Origin of the sequence: Aliishimia ponticola, assembly GCF_004803475.1 — a bacterium.
Classification (GTDB): Bacteria; Pseudomonadota; Alphaproteobacteria; order Rhodobacterales; family Rhodobacteraceae; genus Aliishimia; species Aliishimia ponticola.
This window is the reverse complement of the sequence record NZ_SRKY01000001.1, coordinates 745,697-761,798: the sequence shown is the minus strand read 5'-3', so window position 1 is coordinate 761,798 and position 16,102 is coordinate 745,697. Positions and strand designations below refer to the sequence as shown.

17 protein-coding genes and 1 tRNA gene are annotated in these 16,102 nt (G+C 57.8%); 9 read left to right on the top strand and 9 right to left on the bottom strand.

Annotation, left to right across the window (positions count from 1 at the left end; all coding sequences use genetic code 11):
* Positions 1-18 precede the first annotated feature (18 nt).
* The 7 genes from E4Z66_RS03625 to E4Z66_RS03595 all read left to right on the top strand — a co-directional run bounded on the left by E4Z66_RS03625 (position 19) and on the right by E4Z66_RS03595 (position 6,746).
* Complete coding sequence (locus E4Z66_RS03625) at positions 19-468, top strand: TrgA family protein (protein WP_136461562.1); 450 nt, start codon at positions 19-21, stop codon at positions 466-468.
* On the top strand, positions 465-1,559 hold the full coding sequence (locus E4Z66_RS03620; RefSeq protein ID WP_246035866.1) for an NUDIX domain-containing protein: 1,095 nt from the start codon (positions 465-467) through the stop codon (positions 1,557-1,559). Before E4Z66_RS03625 ends, E4Z66_RS03620 begins: the two co-directional genes overlap by 4 nt.
* 53 nt (positions 1,560-1,612) lie before the next feature.
* A complete protein-coding gene (locus tag E4Z66_RS03615) occupies positions 1,613-2,653 on the top strand; it encodes a cysteine synthase A (RefSeq protein ID WP_136461560.1) in 1,041 nt (346 codons plus the stop codon).
* 3 nt (positions 2,654-2,656) lie between these two features.
* Entirely contained in the window at positions 2,657-5,098 is a 2,442-nt protein-coding gene (locus E4Z66_RS03610; protein WP_136461559.1) for a DUF3772 domain-containing protein, read from the top strand.
* Positions 5,095-5,814, top strand: coding sequence for an alanyl-tRNA editing protein (locus tag E4Z66_RS03605; RefSeq protein ID WP_136461558.1), 720 nt, complete (start codon positions 5,095-5,097; stop codon positions 5,812-5,814). The genes E4Z66_RS03610 and E4Z66_RS03605 overlap by 4 nt, the downstream gene beginning before the upstream one ends.
* Positions 5,815-5,944: 130 nt before the next feature.
* On the top strand, positions 5,945-6,574 hold the full coding sequence (locus tag E4Z66_RS03600) for a hypothetical protein (RefSeq protein ID WP_136461557.1): 630 nt from the start codon (positions 5,945-5,947) through the stop codon (positions 6,572-6,574).
* A gap of 82 nt (positions 6,575-6,656) precedes the next feature.
* Positions 6,657-6,746, top strand: a tRNA-Ser gene (locus tag E4Z66_RS03595).
* A gap of 171 nt (positions 6,747-6,917) precedes the next feature.
* On the opposite strand, the gene E4Z66_RS03590 is transcribed toward E4Z66_RS03595, so the two are convergent.
* Positions 6,918-7,298, bottom strand: a complete 381-nt coding sequence (locus tag E4Z66_RS03590; RefSeq protein WP_136461556.1) for a hypothetical protein — start codon at positions 7,296-7,298, stop codon at positions 6,918-6,920.
* A gap of 155 nt (positions 7,299-7,453) precedes the next feature.
* Here E4Z66_RS03590 and E4Z66_RS03585 point away from each other — a divergent pair, with 155 nt between their 5' ends.
* Positions 7,454-7,693, top strand: a complete 240-nt coding sequence (locus tag E4Z66_RS03585) for a hypothetical protein (protein ID WP_136461555.1) — start codon at positions 7,454-7,456, stop codon at positions 7,691-7,693.
* A gap of 9 nt (positions 7,694-7,702) precedes the next feature.
* Here E4Z66_RS03585 and E4Z66_RS03580 read toward each other — a convergent pair whose 3' ends face one another.
* Positions 7,703-8,095 (bottom strand): thermonuclease family protein, encoded by a 393-nt coding sequence (locus tag E4Z66_RS03580; protein ID WP_136461554.1) that lies wholly within the window; start codon positions 8,093-8,095, stop codon positions 7,703-7,705.
* Between the two features lie 494 nt (positions 8,096-8,589).
* Between E4Z66_RS03580 and E4Z66_RS03575 the strand changes: the two genes are divergently transcribed.
* On the top strand, positions 8,590-9,051 hold the full coding sequence (locus E4Z66_RS03575; protein WP_136461553.1) for a hypothetical protein: 462 nt from the start codon (positions 8,590-8,592) through the stop codon (positions 9,049-9,051).
* Between the two features lie 393 nt (positions 9,052-9,444).
* On the opposite strand, the gene E4Z66_RS19990 is transcribed toward E4Z66_RS03575, so the two are convergent.
* From E4Z66_RS19990 to E4Z66_RS03545, 7 genes are all read right to left on the bottom strand, one after another.
* Positions 9,445-9,849 (bottom strand): Rap1a/Tai family immunity protein, encoded by a 405-nt coding sequence (locus E4Z66_RS19990; RefSeq protein WP_425456097.1) that lies wholly within the window; start codon positions 9,847-9,849, stop codon positions 9,445-9,447.
* A 56-nt stretch (positions 9,850-9,905) separates the two neighbouring features.
* Positions 9,906-10,445 carry a hypothetical protein gene (locus E4Z66_RS03570; RefSeq protein ID WP_136461552.1) on the bottom strand — a complete coding sequence of 180 codons (540 nt, stop codon included), beginning with the start codon at positions 10,443-10,445 and terminating at the stop codon, positions 9,906-9,908.
* Between the two features lie 101 nt (positions 10,446-10,546).
* Positions 10,547-12,040 (bottom strand): YfjI family protein, encoded by a 1,494-nt coding sequence (locus E4Z66_RS03565; RefSeq protein ID WP_136461551.1) that lies wholly within the window; start codon positions 12,038-12,040, stop codon positions 10,547-10,549.
* Positions 12,037-12,921, bottom strand: coding sequence for a DUF7146 domain-containing protein (locus E4Z66_RS03560; RefSeq protein WP_136461550.1), 885 nt, complete (start codon positions 12,919-12,921; stop codon positions 12,037-12,039). The genes E4Z66_RS03565 and E4Z66_RS03560 overlap by 4 nt, the downstream gene beginning before the upstream one ends.
* Positions 12,922-13,422: 501 nt before the next feature.
* Positions 13,423-13,683, bottom strand: a complete 261-nt coding sequence (locus tag E4Z66_RS03555; RefSeq protein WP_136461549.1) for a helix-turn-helix transcriptional regulator — start codon at positions 13,681-13,683, stop codon at positions 13,423-13,425.
* An 84-nt stretch (positions 13,684-13,767) separates the two neighbouring features.
* The gene (locus E4Z66_RS03550) at positions 13,768-14,646 is read right to left on the bottom strand and encodes a hypothetical protein (protein WP_136461548.1); all 879 of its coding nucleotides are present in this window, start codon (positions 14,644-14,646) and stop codon (positions 13,768-13,770) included.
* On the bottom strand, positions 14,643-15,926 hold the full coding sequence (locus E4Z66_RS03545) for a tyrosine-type recombinase/integrase (protein ID WP_168797710.1): 1,284 nt from the start codon (positions 15,924-15,926) through the stop codon (positions 14,643-14,645). Before E4Z66_RS03545 ends, E4Z66_RS03550 begins: the two co-directional genes overlap by 4 nt.
* Positions 15,927-16,102 lie beyond the last annotated feature (176 nt).

The following is a 16,102-nucleotide window of genomic DNA, read 5'->3' as shown; positions in this document are numbered from 1 at the left end:
GCCCGAGAGGAGAGCGATATGCCCGACGCCGCGCGACTTGTGGCCGCCGTATCCCTTGCAATTGTGGCCTTTCTTTTGTCGGGCCTCATCATGCCTGTTTACGAAGAAGCGGTCGGTGAAACCAATTTCGGTTATTTCGTCTATGTGAACGTTGTCGTCGGCATCGTCGTCGGCTGGGTGTCCATGGGCAAACGGGCCGGGCGTGGGGTGTCGGCTGCGATCACCAACGGGATTACCGGGGTGTTCTTGCTGATGCTGTGGGGGCTCTTCTTGCAGGCGTGTAACGAAATGGTCCGTCTGGCGATGAAGAACCGGTATGACGGTCCGTTTGATGCGATTGCCGCCGTGTTCGAGATCGGTGCCGAATGGGGATTGCTGCTGCTGACGGCTCCGATTATCGGAACCGCGGCGGTGGGTGCCTTCGTTTCTGGTGTCCTGACCGAATATGCATGGCGGACTTGGCGTTGACACTTTTCCTGTATGGCACGTTGCGCCATCTTGACCTGCTTGAAGTGGTTCTGGGACGCCGGCCTGCGGCGGACGAACTGACGCCAGCGGTGCTGGATCACGCGGCGGTCACCTGGGTTGCGGGCGAAAGCTATCCGATGATCCGGCTGGGGCTGCCCGATGCGCAGGCGACGGGGCTGCTGCTGTCGGGGCTAAGTGCCGAGGATCGCGCGCGGCTTGATTTCTACGAAGGCGGCTTTGGCTATGATGTGGTGGATGTTACCACCAGCGCGGGCGATGCCCAGATGTATTTGCCGGGGCCACAGGTCGGACCGCCGGGCGCGCCTTTCGATCTGGATACATGGGTGGCCGACTGGGGCGGGCTGAGTGTCGAGGCCGCGTGCGAGGTGATGCGGCATATGGGGGTGCGCCCGGCAACCGAAGTGGCGCGCATGTTTCCGGCCATTCGCAAACGCGCGGGATCGCGGCTGCGGGCCGGGCAAAAGCCCACGGGCGGCACCGGGCGGATCGAATTTGACAGCCGCCATCTGGCCTATGCCGATTTCTACGCGCTTGAAGACTTCACGCTGCGGACCGAAACCTTCGATGGGGACATGACCCCGCCACTGCGGCGTGCGGTCTTTCACGGGATGGATGCGGCGCTTGTGCTGCCCTATGACCCGGTGCGCGACCGGGTGCTGCTGGTCGAACAGGCGCGGCTTGGTCCCATCGCGCGCGGCGATGCGGGTGCATGGCAACTGGAACCCATTGCGGGCCATGTCGATCCGGGGGAAACCCCGGAAGAGGCCGCACGGCGCGAGGCGCAGGAAGAGGCGCGGCTTGACCTGCAAAGCCTTGAACTGGTGGCCGAAGCCTATGCCAGCCCTGGCGGAAGTACGGATTTCTTCTACATCTATGTGGGCATCGCCGATCTGCCCGATGGCAGTGACGGTGTTGCCGGGTTGGAATCCGAGGGTGAGAATATCCGTTCACACCTGCTGGATTTCGATGACTTCATGGCGCGGCTCGACGCTCAGCAATTGTCGGTGGCGCCGCTTGTGCTGGCGGGATACTGGCTGGCGCGGCACAGGGATCGGTTGCGCAGCGCTTGAGGCGTATGCCCCACGCCGATACCCTTGACGAACGAGACAGGAAGGAAGACGTGATGCGAATTGCCCAAGACCTCGCCGATGCGGTTGGAAACACGCCGCTGATCCGGCTGCGCAAGGCCAGCGAAGAAACCGGCTGCGAGATCCTCGGCAAGGCTGAGTTTCTCAACCCCGGCCAATCGGTGAAAGACCGCGCGGCGCTTTACATCATTCGCGACGCAATCGCGCGGGGCACGTTGAAACCCGGCGGCACGATTGTCGAAGGGACGGCGGGCAATACCGGGATCGGCTTGGCGCTGGTTGGCGCGTCCATGGGCTTTCGCACCGTGATTGTCATTCCGGAAACCCAGTCCGAAGAAAAGAAGGACATGCTGCGTCTGGCCGGGGCCGAACTGGTCCAGGTGCCCGCGAAACCCTATCGCAACCCGAATAATTTCGTACATTATTCCAGACGCTTGGCCGAGGAACTTGCCAAGACGGAGCCGAATGGCGCGATCTGGGCCAACCAGTTCGACAATGTGGCGAACCGGCAGGCGCATGTGGAAACCACCGGCCCGGAAATCTGGGAACAGACTGGCGGCAAGGTGGATGGGTTCATCTGCGCGGCGGGGTCGGGCGGCACCGTTGCGGGCATCGCGATGGCGCTGCAACCCAAGGGCGTGAAGGTCGGTCTGGTCGATCCGGAAGGCGCGGGGCTGTACAGCTTTTACACCACGGGCGAGATTTCGACCGAGGGCGGCTCTATCGCCGAAGGGATCGGCCAGGTCCGGATCACCAAGAACCTTGAAGGGTTCACCCCCGATTTCGTCACCCGCGTTCCTGATACCGAAGCGCTGCCAATCGTGTTCGACCTGCTGCGCGAGGAAGGTCTGTGCATGGGCGGGTCCACCGGCATCAACATCGCGGGTGCGATCCGCATGGCCAAGGAAATGGGTCCGGGCCATACGATCGTGACGGTGCTGTGCGACTATGGCACGCGTTATCAGTCAAAGCTCTTCAATCCTGCGTTCCTGAAGGAAAAAGACCTGCCTTGCCCGGACTGGCTGGGCAAGGGGGATGCCGATCTGGCATTGCAATTCGTTGAGGTCGATAGCTGATCCATGACCATGTTCCGTCGTATCTTCGCCGCGTTTCTTTTGGTGCTGTGCCTGTCACATGCAGCGCTTGCTCAATCGGCCTCCAGTGCTACCGCCCCGGATTACAGCGAATGGGAAACCGTCGCGTCGCAAGCCGAGGCCTCTATCGATAGCGGCGAGGATACCAACGAGGAACTGGAAAGCCTGCGGGAACAGTTGGTCACCTTCCGGTCGGAATTCGATCAGGCACGCAAGGCCAACGCTGACCGTATTTCAACGCTGCGGGCGCAGATCGCGGCGCTTGGCGAGGCGCCCGAGGATGGGGATGAACCCACCGATATCACCGCGCGCCGGGCGGAACTGAACCGGCAACTGTCCGAGCTTCTGGCGCCGGTGCAAACGGCGGAAGAGGCCTATACCCGCGCCGATGGTCTGATAGGCGAGATCGACGACATCATCCGGGAACGGCAGACCGAACGCCTGCTGTCATTGGGGCCGTCGCCGCTGAACCCGGTGCTATGGCCGGGCACGCTCAAGGATCTGGGCGAGGCGGTGAGCGATGTCGCCACCGAAGCGCGGGTCTTGCAGGACGAGGACAAACTGGCCGCGGCGCAGGAACAACTGCCGTTGGTTCTGCTGTTGATGGCGGTCGCGACGATCCTGCTGGCCCGTGGGCGGCGCTGGTCCACGCGCCTTGGCAATTATCTGCGTCAGTTCGGCGGCGCCGGTTCCGGCGTCTGGAGCTTCGTCATCTCGCTTTTGCGTATCGCGCTGCCGCTGGCCGGTATCTATGCGTTGAAAGAGGCGCTGACCGCGACGGGTCTTGTGGGCACACGCGGCACCGCGATCCTTGATGTACTGCCCGAAATGGCCTTCGTGGTGTTGGGCCACCGTTGGCTGGCGGAACAACTGTTCTCGCGCAATGAGGACGACGCGCTGATCCAATTGCCGCAAGAACGCCGGACCGAGGCACGCTTTTACGTCAACGTAATTGCTTTGCTGGTGGTGCTTTGGGGGCTGATGGACCTGATGTTCCAGATCTCCGAATTCGACCGCTCGTCGGAGGCCGTGATCCAGTTCCCCTTGTTGGTGGTGCTGGGCCTGATCCTGTACCGCTTCGGGCATATTCTGCGCAGCTACCGGCTGGAAGCAGGGGATGACGAAGAAGAAGCCGATACAGGGCCGGGCAGTGGCCAGGGCCTTGCGCGGCTGGTGCGTATTGGCGGGCTCTCCGCGCAGGTGGCCGCGGTCGTGTCGCCGGTTATGGCGGCGATTGGCTATGGTTCTGTCAGTTCTGCGCTGCTCTTTCCGATGATCGCCACGTTGGGCGTGCTGGGCTTCGTGGTGACGCTGCAACGCTTCTTCAGCGATGTTTACGGGCTGATTACCGGGCAGGGGCAGGCGGCGCGTGACAGTCTTGTGGCTGTTCTGATGGGGCTGGCACTTGTCGTGATCGCGGCGCCGCTGCTGGCATTGATCTGGGGCGCGCGGGTGGCGGACCTGACAGAGCTGTGGACCGCGTTCCTTGGCGGTTTCACCGTTGGGGAAACGACCATCTCGCCCATCGATTTCGTCACCTTTGCAGTGCTGTTCGCCGCCGGTTACTTGCTGACGCGGCTGCTGCAGAATGCGCTGAAAACCTCTGTCCTGCCGAAGACCCGGATCGACACGGGCGCGCAGAATGCGCTGGTGTCTGGCCTTGGCTATGTGGGGATTTTCCTTGCGGCGGTCATCGCGATTACGGCGGCCGGGATTGATCTTAGCTCTCTGGCGCTGGTCGCTGGTGCGCTGTCCGTCGGTATCGGTTTCGGTCTGCAGAACATCGTCTCCAACTTCGTGTCCGGGATCATCCTGCTGATCGAACGTCCGATCAGTGAGGGCGACTGGATCGAGGTCGGCGGCCAGCACGGGACGGTGTCTAAGATTTCCGTGCGCTCCACCCGGATTCAGACCTTTGACCGCTCTGACGTGATCGTCCCCAATGCCGACCTGGTCAGCGGAACGGTTACCAACTACACGCGCGGCAATACGGTGGGGCGGATCATTCTGCCCGTTGGGGTTGCCTATGGCACCGATACCCGGCGGGTCGAGTCGATCTTGCGCGAGATCGCCGAAGCGCATCCGATGGTGCTGCTGAATCCTGCGCCCTCTATCATCTTCACCGCGTTCGGTGCGTCATCGCTCGACTTCGAAGTGCGGGTCATCCTGCGCGATATCGGGTTCGGGCTTGGCGTGCGCACGGAACTGAATCACCAGATCGCAGAGCGGTTCGCGAAGGAAGGGATCGAGATTCCGTTCCCGCAACAGGATCTGTGGCTGCGCAATGCCGAAGCGCTGCGGGGCGAGAATACGCCGCAAGACGCCCCGGAAGAAGCACCGCCCACGGGCGCGCAGCCGCAACCCAGCGAAGATGTGCGCGAGTTTCACCCCGATAGCGCTGGCCCGGGCGAGGATTCCGACAAATGACCGTAATGCTCTTTCGCGACGATCCATACTTGCGGACCGCACCCGGCCGGGTCACCGCGATCACGGGCGAGGGCGGTCTGATCCTTGACCAAAGCGTTTTCTATCCCACTGGCGGCGGTCAGCCGGGCGATTCCGGCAGCATCACCTGGGATGGGGGCGCGCTGACGATTGCAACGGCGATCAAGGGCGACGGCGATCAGATCGTTCTGGTTCCGGCAGAGCCGCGCGAGCTGCCCGATCTGGGCCAAGAAGTGACGCAGACCCTCGATTGGGACCGGCGGCACAAACACATGCGGGTGCATACCGCGCTGCATCTTTTGTCGGTCGTGGTGCCTTTCGCCGTGACCGGCGGCGCGATCAGTGCGGGGCGCGGGCGGCTTGATTTCAACATGCCGGATGCACCGGAAAACCGCGACGCGATTGAAGAGGCGTTAAGCGAACTGGTCGCCACCGATGCGCCGGTGTCCGATGAATGGATCACCGATGCCGAACTCGATGCCAATCCGGGCCTTGTGAAGACCATGTCGGTTCAGCCGCCGCGCGGAACCGGACGGATTCGGCTGGTGCGGATCGGGCAGGGGGTGGAGACGATGGATTTGCAGCCCTGTGGCGGCACCCATGTGGCCCGCACCGGCGAGATCGGCGCGATCAAGCTGGGCAAGATCCAGAAGAAAGGGCGCCAGAACCGGCGCGTCTACGTCGAACTGGAGTCTTAATCTCGCCACAAAAACGTTCTGAAAGTGCCGCTTTACTGCGCCGCTTCTTGCCCATTTCGCCGCCTTAACTCGGACCAGTTGTGAAGAATTACAATCAGTCCACATCAACGTGGTGAAGCGGGAGTGCGAAATGCCGGGATCGTTTTTGAGCCGTATGCTGAAGTCGAATGCGTCTTACGGGATGCAGGAAAACGAACCCTTGTCGCGTTTCGCAACGACGCATGTGCGCGAAGATATCCTTTTGGCACAGTCTGCGCCGCATCGGTCTGACGCAAATCAGATGGTCATGGATCGCCGCGACCCTGCCGCCGATGAGGCGCGTGACCGGGATGCAGGCCAAGAGGCAGAAACCGCGCCCTTCAGCCGTTTTGCAACGCGCCACAACCGGCCCAAGCCAGAACCTGTCGCCGCGACCGCTGCTGCGCCGGTGCGCCCAAGCCGCCCTGTAACAGTGACATCCGCCGCGCCCAAGCGGCCCGCGCCGGAACAAAGCGCGCCGAAACCCGCCATGGACCGTCCCATGCCGGAGCGTGCCCAGATCGAACGCCCGCAAATGGAGCATCCGCAAGTGGAGCGCCGCTCAAACGTGATGCGCCCGGTTCTTGCAAAAGCGCCAGATCATTCGAACGAAGCCGTGGATGCGATCCCGCTCAGCGTGCTGGAACGGGCCTTGCCGGGCCGGTTCGCCGCAAAATCCGCGCCAGCCTCGTCCGGTTTCAACGATCATTTCGAGTTCCTGCCACAACGCGCGTATGGCTGAACTAAAATTTTCGACAAACCATTTAACATATTAACACATTCGGCCTTGCATCCCCCCAGCGGAATTTCATATACCCGCCGGCGGAGAGGTGGCCGAGTGGTCGAAGGCGCACGCCTGGAAAGTGTGTAGGCGGGGAACCGTCTCGAGGGTTCGAATCCCTTCCTCTCCGCCACAAACCTAGTCTTGGGTTTTGATAATACTTGTGTTTTTTCAAACGTTTTGAGCGTGTCCCCCATTTGATCCCCCACATTTGCGCGGCGTAGGGCGTTTGCCTTCCCACAGTATCATTGTAGGCCAAGGTGGTTTTCCCGGCCCCATTTTCGAGCGGCTACTAGAATTGTTTTCATTTCGATTGACCTCGAAAACCACGAAACGCCCAAAGCAGAGAAAACCCAATCACAAACAAACCAGCGGCAACCCCTGGGCCAATGGCCAAGAAGGCCGTGATAGTTGACCAGCTACTTTGAACCTTCTTGTCAGTACGCAGGAACAATTCTTCCTTCGCCCGTAGTACCGCTTCCGCTTGTGCTTCTGTCAGACTTTCAGCCGTAACGCCTTCTCTCAGGTCCCGGGCCAATTCTTCAGCTTGCGCGTAACTTTCAGTGTATTGGCTCCACTGTAGGTCTGGTCTCATAGCGACTGCCAATGTTGCTATCCAAAAAACGGACAACACCAACCACAGTCTGAATAGACCTCTCGCCCAGTTCATAGTCGCCTGTTCCATTATATTTGGGATACCGCAAATGCCCCAAACCGCAAACGCATAAGTTCATAGCTACGCACTTGCGTAAGTACGCAAATGCAGGCTTACGTATAACTACACAACGGACGTAAGGTGTTTATACTAGTTCTTTGTAAAGCTGATGTGCGGAGTCTCACATGCCCAAACCGTGGGAAATTGTCTTGAAGGAAGCCCTCGATGAGTTGCGGCCACAGGCTGAGAAAAAGAAACCCAAGAAGAAGCGGGCAAGGACAGAAGCACAACGGTTGCGCCGACAACAGCTCAAGGCAGACCGCAAGGAAGAGATAGCTTTTATAGATCGGCTTATTGGGCAGAAGTCCAACCGCTTCATCGCTTCAAGTCCTACGGACGATAATTACAAGTTCCCGGAGGACTGAGACTAGGTATCAGCAGTATCTTGCTCTTCGCAAACGTGAACGTGCGGCAGGTGTTTCAAGTCTCGCATAGCGCCCGCCAGAGAACCTAGCACAGTCCAAGGCATGACCGGCAGCTATGACCGCTGCGCCAATGTCCTGACCATCAGCGAAACAAACACCCACCCAACGATCATGCGTGCGGTCGCCGTTCAGTTCGCAAGTGATTGACTTGCCTCGTAGGTAGTTGACCATCCAGCGCTTTGCATTCTGCCCAGACTGCGTGCCAAGTTCCGGCGCATCCACGCCATTGAGGCGCACAGGTGTTCCATCCACTACGATTGTGTCTGCATCCCTAACATGCAGAGATTGAGCGATGGCGGGCACGGCCAGCCAAATGGAAAAAACTGAGATCAAATAACGCATATTATCTTACCGAAAACCACTCTGGGGGATACTCGGCTTCATCGAGTAAATCGTCCGGATGTGTTACCGTGATAGACGCTTCGCCATGTGTGGTCCACTTACACGGCCGAGTACTACCTTCTTTGCTACAGATAACGCCTTCTAATGGAAACACTGACCCACTTACCGCAATGTTGGGATTTACTATAGCAAGCTCACCGGCTCTTGTTATGAAAGCACCTAGGATTTTTTTCACTTCAACGCCATTCTAGTGTTTTTGCAGTGCGACAAGCGCCAATATGAGTTCATCACGGGTCCAGGTCGGACGTCTTTGGTTCATTTGAACGACGTTAAGCCCAGCCTCATTGCACGTCCAGAAGCTGTGCGAACTCGCGTGCTGAGCGGCTAAGTGCTTATCCGCATCGTCCCAAGGTCAGCAGCCAGCCCGAAACGTTCCTTGGAATTCGGACCCAAACAGGTCTTACTATCAGACGCAGAGAAGGAGGAAATATTGTATGAGAACCATTTCAGCTGCCGCACTGGCTGTATTTTATAGCGCCTCATTCACCCTAGCTGAGACCTCGATTTCGGACTTGTCCCATTCTGAGTTGGTAAAAGTGTGCGTCGAAACTCTCGACAAAGACGAGGACGCAGAAATCTATGCAGAGGAACTGGCTCAGAGGAGTCGTTTCCACCTCGGTCCGGAGAACAAAGCCAAGGGAAAACGTTGCCTAGAAGAGACCTACCAAACCGAGTTTGTGTTTGAAGGTGGGAGATATCATTCGCCAGAACTTGCTGCGGAGTTCGAGCGCCGGGCGCAGCTAATCAAAGAGAAACAGCAAGAACGGGAGCGCGCTTATACTGAGGCCTTGACAGAAGCTTGCATCCGAGAATTCGACATTGACAGGTTTCGCGCCCTTACAACGCCGGTATGTGGAGCGGTATTCAAGGCCATTGGGTTACCTGAGGCCAATTGAGAACACAGACTGTCGGTGGCTATAAAGTGTAGCGGCTTAAATTTATGCTTGTGGCTATAGGTTGTGCAAAAGTCGCTATCCTGCGCTCAACGAGCATTTGGACAAATCGCGAGTTCACCGGTTCAAGTCGTTCAGTTTACTGTCCATCGATCAGCCTTGTTGACGTAAGTGCGTCCCGGGTGATGGCGTTCAGGGCTTTTCGGAGGTTTGTCCATTCTGTGCCACGCAGCCCGTGCTTATACGCCGGGTGATCCTTGCCGGGTTTCGCACCGCCGCGTGCACCGTGCATTCTACATACACTCCAACCACGAACTGCAGGTGCGCGGCAAGGTTTCCCAGTTCGCTTTGAACGAGCGGTGCAACGAGGTGCCGAGTTCATGTGGCTCGTGTTTCTCATTTTGTGGCCTCGTCGCAAGGGAATGCCTCTTGATACGCCTGCCACGTAAGATAGCGCGCTGATTCATGCCTAGTGGCAGGATTGTTCTGCAAATAGCTCGTAACTACGTCGCGTAGTTGTTCGTTCGAAGCGCTTGAGGGTACACAATGGTAGAAGGCGCGATTGGCGGCTTGGTTGAACTCATCTGTACTTAAGTCTTCACCAGCCGACTTGGAGAAGAGAAATGCGCCCCAGTTCTGGCCTTCGAGGTTTCCGATTATATAGCCAATGCAGAAGCCCAGCATAACTGAATTATCAGATGTGCACGTTGTATATAGGTCGTTGCCTGAAATCTGTTGAGCGGTGGCCTTATTTGGGGGGAAAATACAGCAAAGAGAGAGTAGTATAAGAAGTGGTTTCATTTGATCCTCGCAGCTGGCACATAAAAGTACGAATAACACGGTGCATGGGGTTAGCGTCACATTTTACCATCGGACCGCCCCCCAGCATCAACAGCGCCAACGATAGCTTGCCCGCCATCTTCAACCGTGACGCGTTCGACGCGCACTACCTGTTGGCCTTTGGTGCGATACTTCTTGAGGGTATCCATTTGTGCTGCATAGGTGCGGGCCAGCTTGTTCAAGGCGCGTTCGGCGGAATCTTGTTGCGGGATGTTGTCCACGTGATTTAGCCGCCGGGCCAGCATCATGGTAGCTTGGTGAGTTGCCGCCATCTGCGTCAACAAGAGCACCTCTGCTGGGTCTTGTGGGTCCATGGCATCCACGAAACTCAGCGCGAAGTTCGCAGCCCCTTCATCAATCTGCTTTCCCTGCGAACCCAAGGCTGCGATTTGACTAACTACGCCAGTAATTATTGGCGTGTGCTGGTACGCATTTTTGAGGTTCCCCCAGTCTCCGATGAAGTCGACGTCGCATTTTCCGTCTTCGTTGAAAGTGGCATTTAGTCCCGGCGGGTCGCGGTGCCTCGGCTTCATGGCTGTTCGGTCAGGCTTAGTCATGCCAATCTCCTGCTTTCCGTTTCGGTGCCTCTGGTGGCGTGCTACTTGTGCGACTTGTGCTACCTCGTCGGGTGTCTTGGCTGGGTGCCGCTGGATGATGATCAAACAGCATGGCGCGGCCTCACAATACGGTAGGCTTCTTTGCGCGGGCTTCCCCGAATAACGGTTCCCGGTTCTAGTAGGTGAAGCCAACCATGGTTTTGTAGTATCGAGATCGCGGCCTTTGCGGCTTTGGTCTCGCGTAACGCGCGGATCGGCGCGTGCTGGGCTACGTCTCGCGGCATGATTTCGTCGTGATTCCAAGTGTCCAGCAACCAATTGCGCAGCTTTTCGGCGCGGCTGATTTCAGCGCTGACCGTTGCTGCATCTGCCAGTCTCACAGCCTCGGACAGGTAAAACCGAGCCAGTTCAATACCGTGGCCCATTTCCTTTGCAGTAACATGAGTGGCGTTTAGGTCGCTCCATAGGGTCAGCACTCCTGCAATGCGCGCTGCCTGTTCCGCCGCTTTGCTCGCAAAGCCTGTCATATGCGCAAGATCGCCGCCTTTTGCCTGTGCTAGTTCAACAGCGTCGTGATACTTGATCAGCAAGGCTTTTGAGTCTGGCGATAGCGGCAATTCACGTGGGACCAGAGCGCGAGTGTCATCGTCCATCGGAAGAGCGCTATCGAGGATTGCGCGTAGTCGATTTGAATAGGCGGTAAGCCCGCGACTGTCAGGCTGCACGTCGCAATACAGTCGTGTGCCGATTGTCGTCATTGGTTCGCAGATGAGAAAACGGGGAAGAAACCCTGTATCAACCGCCATTGGGTCTGCCATGAAAGACCGTGCCACGCCCGGCTGCACCATAAGGTGAACGGCCAGTCGTCGCCCATACATGGTGGTTTGCCCATCACCGGCTCGCGTGCGCCGAATGGGATTGCCCTGCCAAAGATCGTTCAGTGCCGCCAAGGTCTTTTGCCGATTGTCGCTGTTCATGGCATGGCCGCCAAGGAATTGGCCGCCTTCGTCTGAGAATATGCCGAGAGACGGTTGCCCCTCGGCAAAGAGCCGCGTCAGCCCTTCGAATGTGGGTTCCGTCACCGTACGGTCAGCCGACGGGGGTGCGACGGGTTCCTTTAGCGCATCCAAATCGGCTTGCGCGGCGGTTCGCTTTTCACCTTTGCCAGTCTTCGCTTGGGAGAGAATGTGGTCTCGGTCACCTTTCCAGAGCGCATGGGCGTTCCGCCAACTTTCCACTGCTTCGCGCTGGACAGAAGCTTGTTCCCGTTCGTGATCGCGCAGTGCGGCCATCAAAAGCGCATCACAGCTAGATTTACGTTCCCCACTTTGCGCAATGGTCAACGCGTTTAGAGAAACGGGGCGAAACCCGCCCAGGGTTTCGACATTGGCAAAGCCCTGAACGGCTAGGGAAGCCACAGACAGCGCGCTTGCTGCAGGGATCGCGACAGGGGCTTGGGCGATGGCCTGAACCGCCTGCACAGCCCCGGTAAGCGGCCCTAGGGCGTGCACAGGGTAATCTGCGCCCTGCGGTGTCTCACGTACCAACGGTTGCGGGTCTTCGGGGATAAAAGGCTCGGGATCAAAAGCGTTCATGTCGCGCGACCCTTCATTGTCAGTATATCATTCCAATCGCGGCCATCGGGGGCGGGCAGCAAGGACACTTGCCAGCCCAGCGCGCTTGCCCGCGTTGCAAGATTATGCGCCGCTGCGCGGCCTTCCGGGTCGCCGTCTGGTGCGATGGTCAGCCGTGAAGGTTCCGGGGGTAAGCACAGCCCCCTTAACCCGGAAGTGGATAGTGCGGCCCAGATCGTCGCAGGAGCGCGCAGAAACCCGCAGGAAAGCGACAGGGCTGTTTCCACTCCCTCGGCCACTACAAGCGGCCCATGCGCCTTAGTGAGTCGCACAGCGCCGCCTGCGACGTTCCCCAGCATCATCTTTGCCGGATCAATGCGCGCCTTGCCTGTGCCATCAGGCAGCAGAAAGGTTCGATGCACCGCAAAGCCCCGCGCGCCGTCCACAAGCGCCACCATCGCTGGATGACGCTTTGCGCTTGGTCTATGCCATGCGTTTGGATGAAAACGCAGGGAGTCTGGCAATTCGCAGCTGATCTTCCGCCCGCGCAGATAGGTTTCCGCAACTGTTCCGGTAATCGGGCCAGCCTCTTGCCAGCATTGCTGCGCCTGTGCCGCGCGTTTTGCATCCTCGGCGCGGCGCTCTGCTTCGCGCTGTGCCACTTCCACAGCATCGGGTGCGCGGTAGTCCCCGCGCGCCAAGCCCAGCGCGGCCAGGATATCCGTGAAGGCGCAGTGGTTCTTTTTACAATGGGCCAGCAATCGCCCGCCCGGTGCGTCCGACAAGGTCAGGGCGTTCTGTTGCTTGCGCCGTTCGGTCTGGCAAATGGGGCAGGGCGCGGAGCCGTACCTGCGATACCAGCGCCCGCCTAGTGAGCGGGTAATCTCGCGTGCGTCGGTCATTGGGTGCTTCCCCAGATCAAGGCTGCAATGAGGTTTGCCTGTGCTTCCGTCAGCCCGTGAGCGTGCATTAGAAAGCGGATTTGCAGATTATTCATAGTTGCCCCCCGAGAGGATAAGGGACGCAATGACGCTATAGAACGCGGCGGTAATCGGAGCGGCTGTTTTGAAAGGCAGCCCCATTATGATTAGAAAGGTCAGCATCAGGCACCACCTTCCGGGTTCGCATAAATCAACTTCGCAGCGTCAAGCCAACTCAGAGCTGCTTCCCAGTCCGGTTCGAAACCGTAGAGAACTTGGCCGGAAGGTTTGTGGAATGTCGACGTAATGCACCCGCCTTTGGGATTTCGGATAATGGAACCGCAAAGGTCAGGGGTCAGTTCGTAAAATGTGGGATTCATTGCTCTTGCCTCACATTGCGCAAGAGCCGCGAAAGAAGTAAGATTCCCATGTGTTTCAAGCATTGGAAGCCCTCTGTTCGCGACGTTGCGACAGGGGGTTTCTTTATGCCGCGCGGGTTTCGCGGCTTTCCAGCCATTCGGTCACGTCGCTTTCACGCCATGCCACTAGGCGCGCGCCCAGCTTGACAGGTTGCGGGAATTCGCCTCGCTTCATCCAGTCATATAAAGTTGAGCGGGACAGCCCCGTGCGGGCTTCGACTTCTGGGCGGCGGATAAGGCGTTCTTGGCGATGCTCCTGAGTATCTCTGCTGATTGCTTCTGCTATCGCCGCCTGCGCGTGGGGTTTCTTTCGAGGTTCTGCCATGTCGGTTCCTTTCGGGTCCGGTTGAACATGGCGAAAAACTAAATGGATAGGACACACTGTAGATAGTTCCGAGAATTCGTCGTTTTACAGCACTACCTTTCTATCTTGAACCGCCCGAACGAAGTCATTGAAATCACTAAACCCTTTAGCTTCTTCGATAATGCGCAGTGACCTTTCATCTAACTTCGTCGGATGTACTTCGACCCCCATTTGACTGGGTAAGTTTGGAATGTGAGGCAAGAAGCTATGTGATTGGTGTTCGGGCAAGTACTGTTCTTGATCTACTTCGACGCCTATAGCGATCAAAGCATCGTCAGACGCAGCCGCCCAACTCGGCGACGCAGCATTTTTCTCGTTTCGGTAAGCTTTACGCAGTGTTTCAAATGAGCATTGCGCGAATGATCCTGACAGTGACTGGCGAGCTGCTTCAATTGCCTCGTCAACGGTGTGGCCAAAGTCTGGAAGCGGCTTGCCCGAGTAAATCCTTCTTAGACCCACCGGCAGCATCATAAACGAGAACAAACATGGGCCAAGTGTTTGATAAACGCGAACTCTTGAAACCGCGTCATGCCGCAGATGGCCTTTTAGCTCGTCGGCAAGGACCTTACTTGAAGTTCCATGCCTGCCCTTTGTCTTAGGCTCAACAGGTTGGCCCAAAACTCCGTTGGCGATCATCTTCTGGATTCGCTCAGCTGCCCAATACGGCAATGGGGTTTGCAATTCCTGACAGTGTCCCACCACGTCGAAAAGCGCCAAAAGGTCGCCTTCCAACGCGCGTTCGCAGTCCCAAAGGTAGCGCTCTAGATCTAACTCTATTACATCGTCTTCGCTTTTCTTCTCGGCATACTCGAGATCGGCACGCCTTAGACTTTCCGGTTTAAGGCCTTCCTCAAAGAACACCCATACATCATCGTCGCCATCCATCCGAGCAAAGGTGGCGGCGACCTTATCCGCAAATTTCATGCCAGCTTCACAACTTTAGCCACACTTTCGGGCATTGTAAGAAACGCTCCCCACGCGGCCATCATTTCCCGCCGACGCTCGAGCATGTCTGATCGCTGGTAGGCGCGTTCAACGTCCGAACCAACGAAGTGAGCCAACGCGATTTCCGCCATGTCACGGGGGTAGCCCTGTTCTGCGGCCCATTGTCGGAACGTCGAGCGCAGTCCGTGCGGCACGGCAGGGCGCTTGTTCGCCGGGTCCAAAAACCCTTGATCACCTGCTTTTTCTTGAGAGGCCTGAATCCGCCTCATGACAGACGAAAGTGACATATCGGACAGCATCCCGCCTTTTGGGGCAAAGAACACAAATTCAGAACCTTCGAGACGCGGCAGGCTTTCCAGCAGTTCGACAGCCGCTTTCGTAAGCGGAACTCGGTGCTGCCTGCCATTTTTCATTCGAGAAGCCGGAACCGTCCAGATCGCGTTCGGTGTAGCACCAGTAGCACGAGTAGCACTGTCGCCCATGTCGACTTCATCCCAAGTCATGCCCCTCACTTCGCCAGATCGCGCCGCAGTCATGGTCAGAAATTCGAGCGCACGCGCGGCCATTCCTTCCCGGCTTTGTAATTCTGCCCACCAACGCGATACGTCGGATAGCGCCAGCGCGGGTTGATTGTCGCTTTTAGCTATCTTGGAAGGTTTCGGGAGAATTTCTGAAAGGTTGCCTTTCCAGCGTGCAGGATTGTCGCCTTCGCGGTGGCCTGCAACGGTTGCCCATGAAAGCACGTTCTCAATCCGCCCTCGCAAGCGGGATGCGGTTTCAGTCTTGTTCTTCCAGATCGGTTCTAGCACGCGTAGTACGTCGCGCGTTCCAATTTCGGATACTTGCATCTGCCCCAAGATTGGCGACGCGTAGTTGTCAAGCGTCGACCGCCATTGCTTGCGGTGCTTTTCGTTTCGGAATTCGGAAAGCTTGGACTCAAGATAGGTGTCAACGGCCTTGGCAAACGTCACGCGTTCACGCTGTTTGCGCTTCTCGGCTAGAGGATCGCCCCCAAGCATCGCCATACCTCGGTTTTCCAGCGCCACCCTGCGAGCGGTCGCCAATGGCACGGCGGGCGGACTACCTAGTCCGAGTTCACACCGCTTTCCATTGATTATAATGCGCTGCACCCATTGCCGTGATCCCGCCTTGGTCACGCGAAGAAACAAACCATGTCCGTCGAAATACTTACCGGGTTCAGAGACAGTTTCCACAAACCGCGCAGTAAGGGCCTTCTCAGGTCGTCGAATACCTTGCATGAATTTATACCCCAAATTATCCCCCACCTTTAAGTGGATCACGAAGGACTATGCCGGAACATCTAGGACAAGGGAAGGTGTGATGTGTCTAGAAATAGTGCGAGTATAGAGCTTTCACCGGACTGCGCCGGAACGTACAATGGCGGCCTTCCTCTCCGCCACAAGCCCTGACATTC

Excerpts from the sequence above, each read along its gene's own strand:
- E4Z66_RS03625 (WP_136461562.1), top strand. The coding sequence starts at position 19 with ATGCCCGACGCCGCGCGACTTGTGGCCGCCGTATCCCTTGCAATTGTG.
- E4Z66_RS03615 (WP_136461560.1), top strand. The coding sequence starts at position 1,613 with ATGCGAATTGCCCAAGACCTCGCCGATGCGGTTGGAAACACGCCGCTG.
- E4Z66_RS03610 (WP_136461559.1), top strand. The coding sequence starts at position 2,657 with ATGACCATGTTCCGTCGTATCTTCGCCGCGTTTCTTTTGGTGCTGTGC.
- E4Z66_RS03605 (WP_136461558.1), top strand. The coding sequence starts at position 5,095 with ATGACCGTAATGCTCTTTCGCGACGATCCATACTTGCGGACCGCACCC.
- E4Z66_RS03600 (WP_136461557.1), top strand. The coding sequence starts at position 5,945 with ATGCCGGGATCGTTTTTGAGCCGTATGCTGAAGTCGAATGCGTCTTAC.
- E4Z66_RS03590 (WP_136461556.1), bottom strand. The coding sequence starts at position 7,298 with ATGGAACAGGCGACTATGAACTGGGCGAGAGGTCTATTCAGACTGTGG.
- E4Z66_RS03585 (WP_136461555.1), top strand. The coding sequence starts at position 7,454 with ATGCCCAAACCGTGGGAAATTGTCTTGAAGGAAGCCCTCGATGAGTTG.
- E4Z66_RS03580 (WP_136461554.1), bottom strand. The coding sequence starts at position 8,095 with ATGCGTTATTTGATCTCAGTTTTTTCCATTTGGCTGGCCGTGCCCGCC.
- E4Z66_RS03575 (WP_136461553.1), top strand. The coding sequence starts at position 8,590 with ATGAGAACCATTTCAGCTGCCGCACTGGCTGTATTTTATAGCGCCTCA.
- E4Z66_RS19990 (WP_425456097.1), bottom strand. The coding sequence starts at position 9,849 with ATGAAACCACTTCTTATACTACTCTCTCTTTGCTGTATTTTCCCCCCA.
- E4Z66_RS03570 (WP_136461552.1), bottom strand. The coding sequence starts at position 10,445 with ATGACTAAGCCTGACCGAACAGCCATGAAGCCGAGGCACCGCGACCCG.
- E4Z66_RS03565 (WP_136461551.1), bottom strand. The coding sequence starts at position 12,040 with ATGAACGCTTTTGATCCCGAGCCTTTTATCCCCGAAGACCCGCAACCG.
- E4Z66_RS03560 (WP_136461550.1), bottom strand. The coding sequence starts at position 12,921 with ATGACCGACGCACGCGAGATTACCCGCTCACTAGGCGGGCGCTGGTAT.
- E4Z66_RS03555 (WP_136461549.1), bottom strand. The coding sequence starts at position 13,683 with ATGGCAGAACCTCGAAAGAAACCCCACGCGCAGGCGGCGATAGCAGAA.
- E4Z66_RS03550 (WP_136461548.1), bottom strand. The coding sequence starts at position 14,646 with ATGAAATTTGCGGATAAGGTCGCCGCCACCTTTGCTCGGATGGATGGC.
- E4Z66_RS03545 (WP_168797710.1), bottom strand. The coding sequence starts at position 15,926 with ATGCAAGGTATTCGACGACCTGAGAAGGCCCTTACTGCGCGGTTTGTG.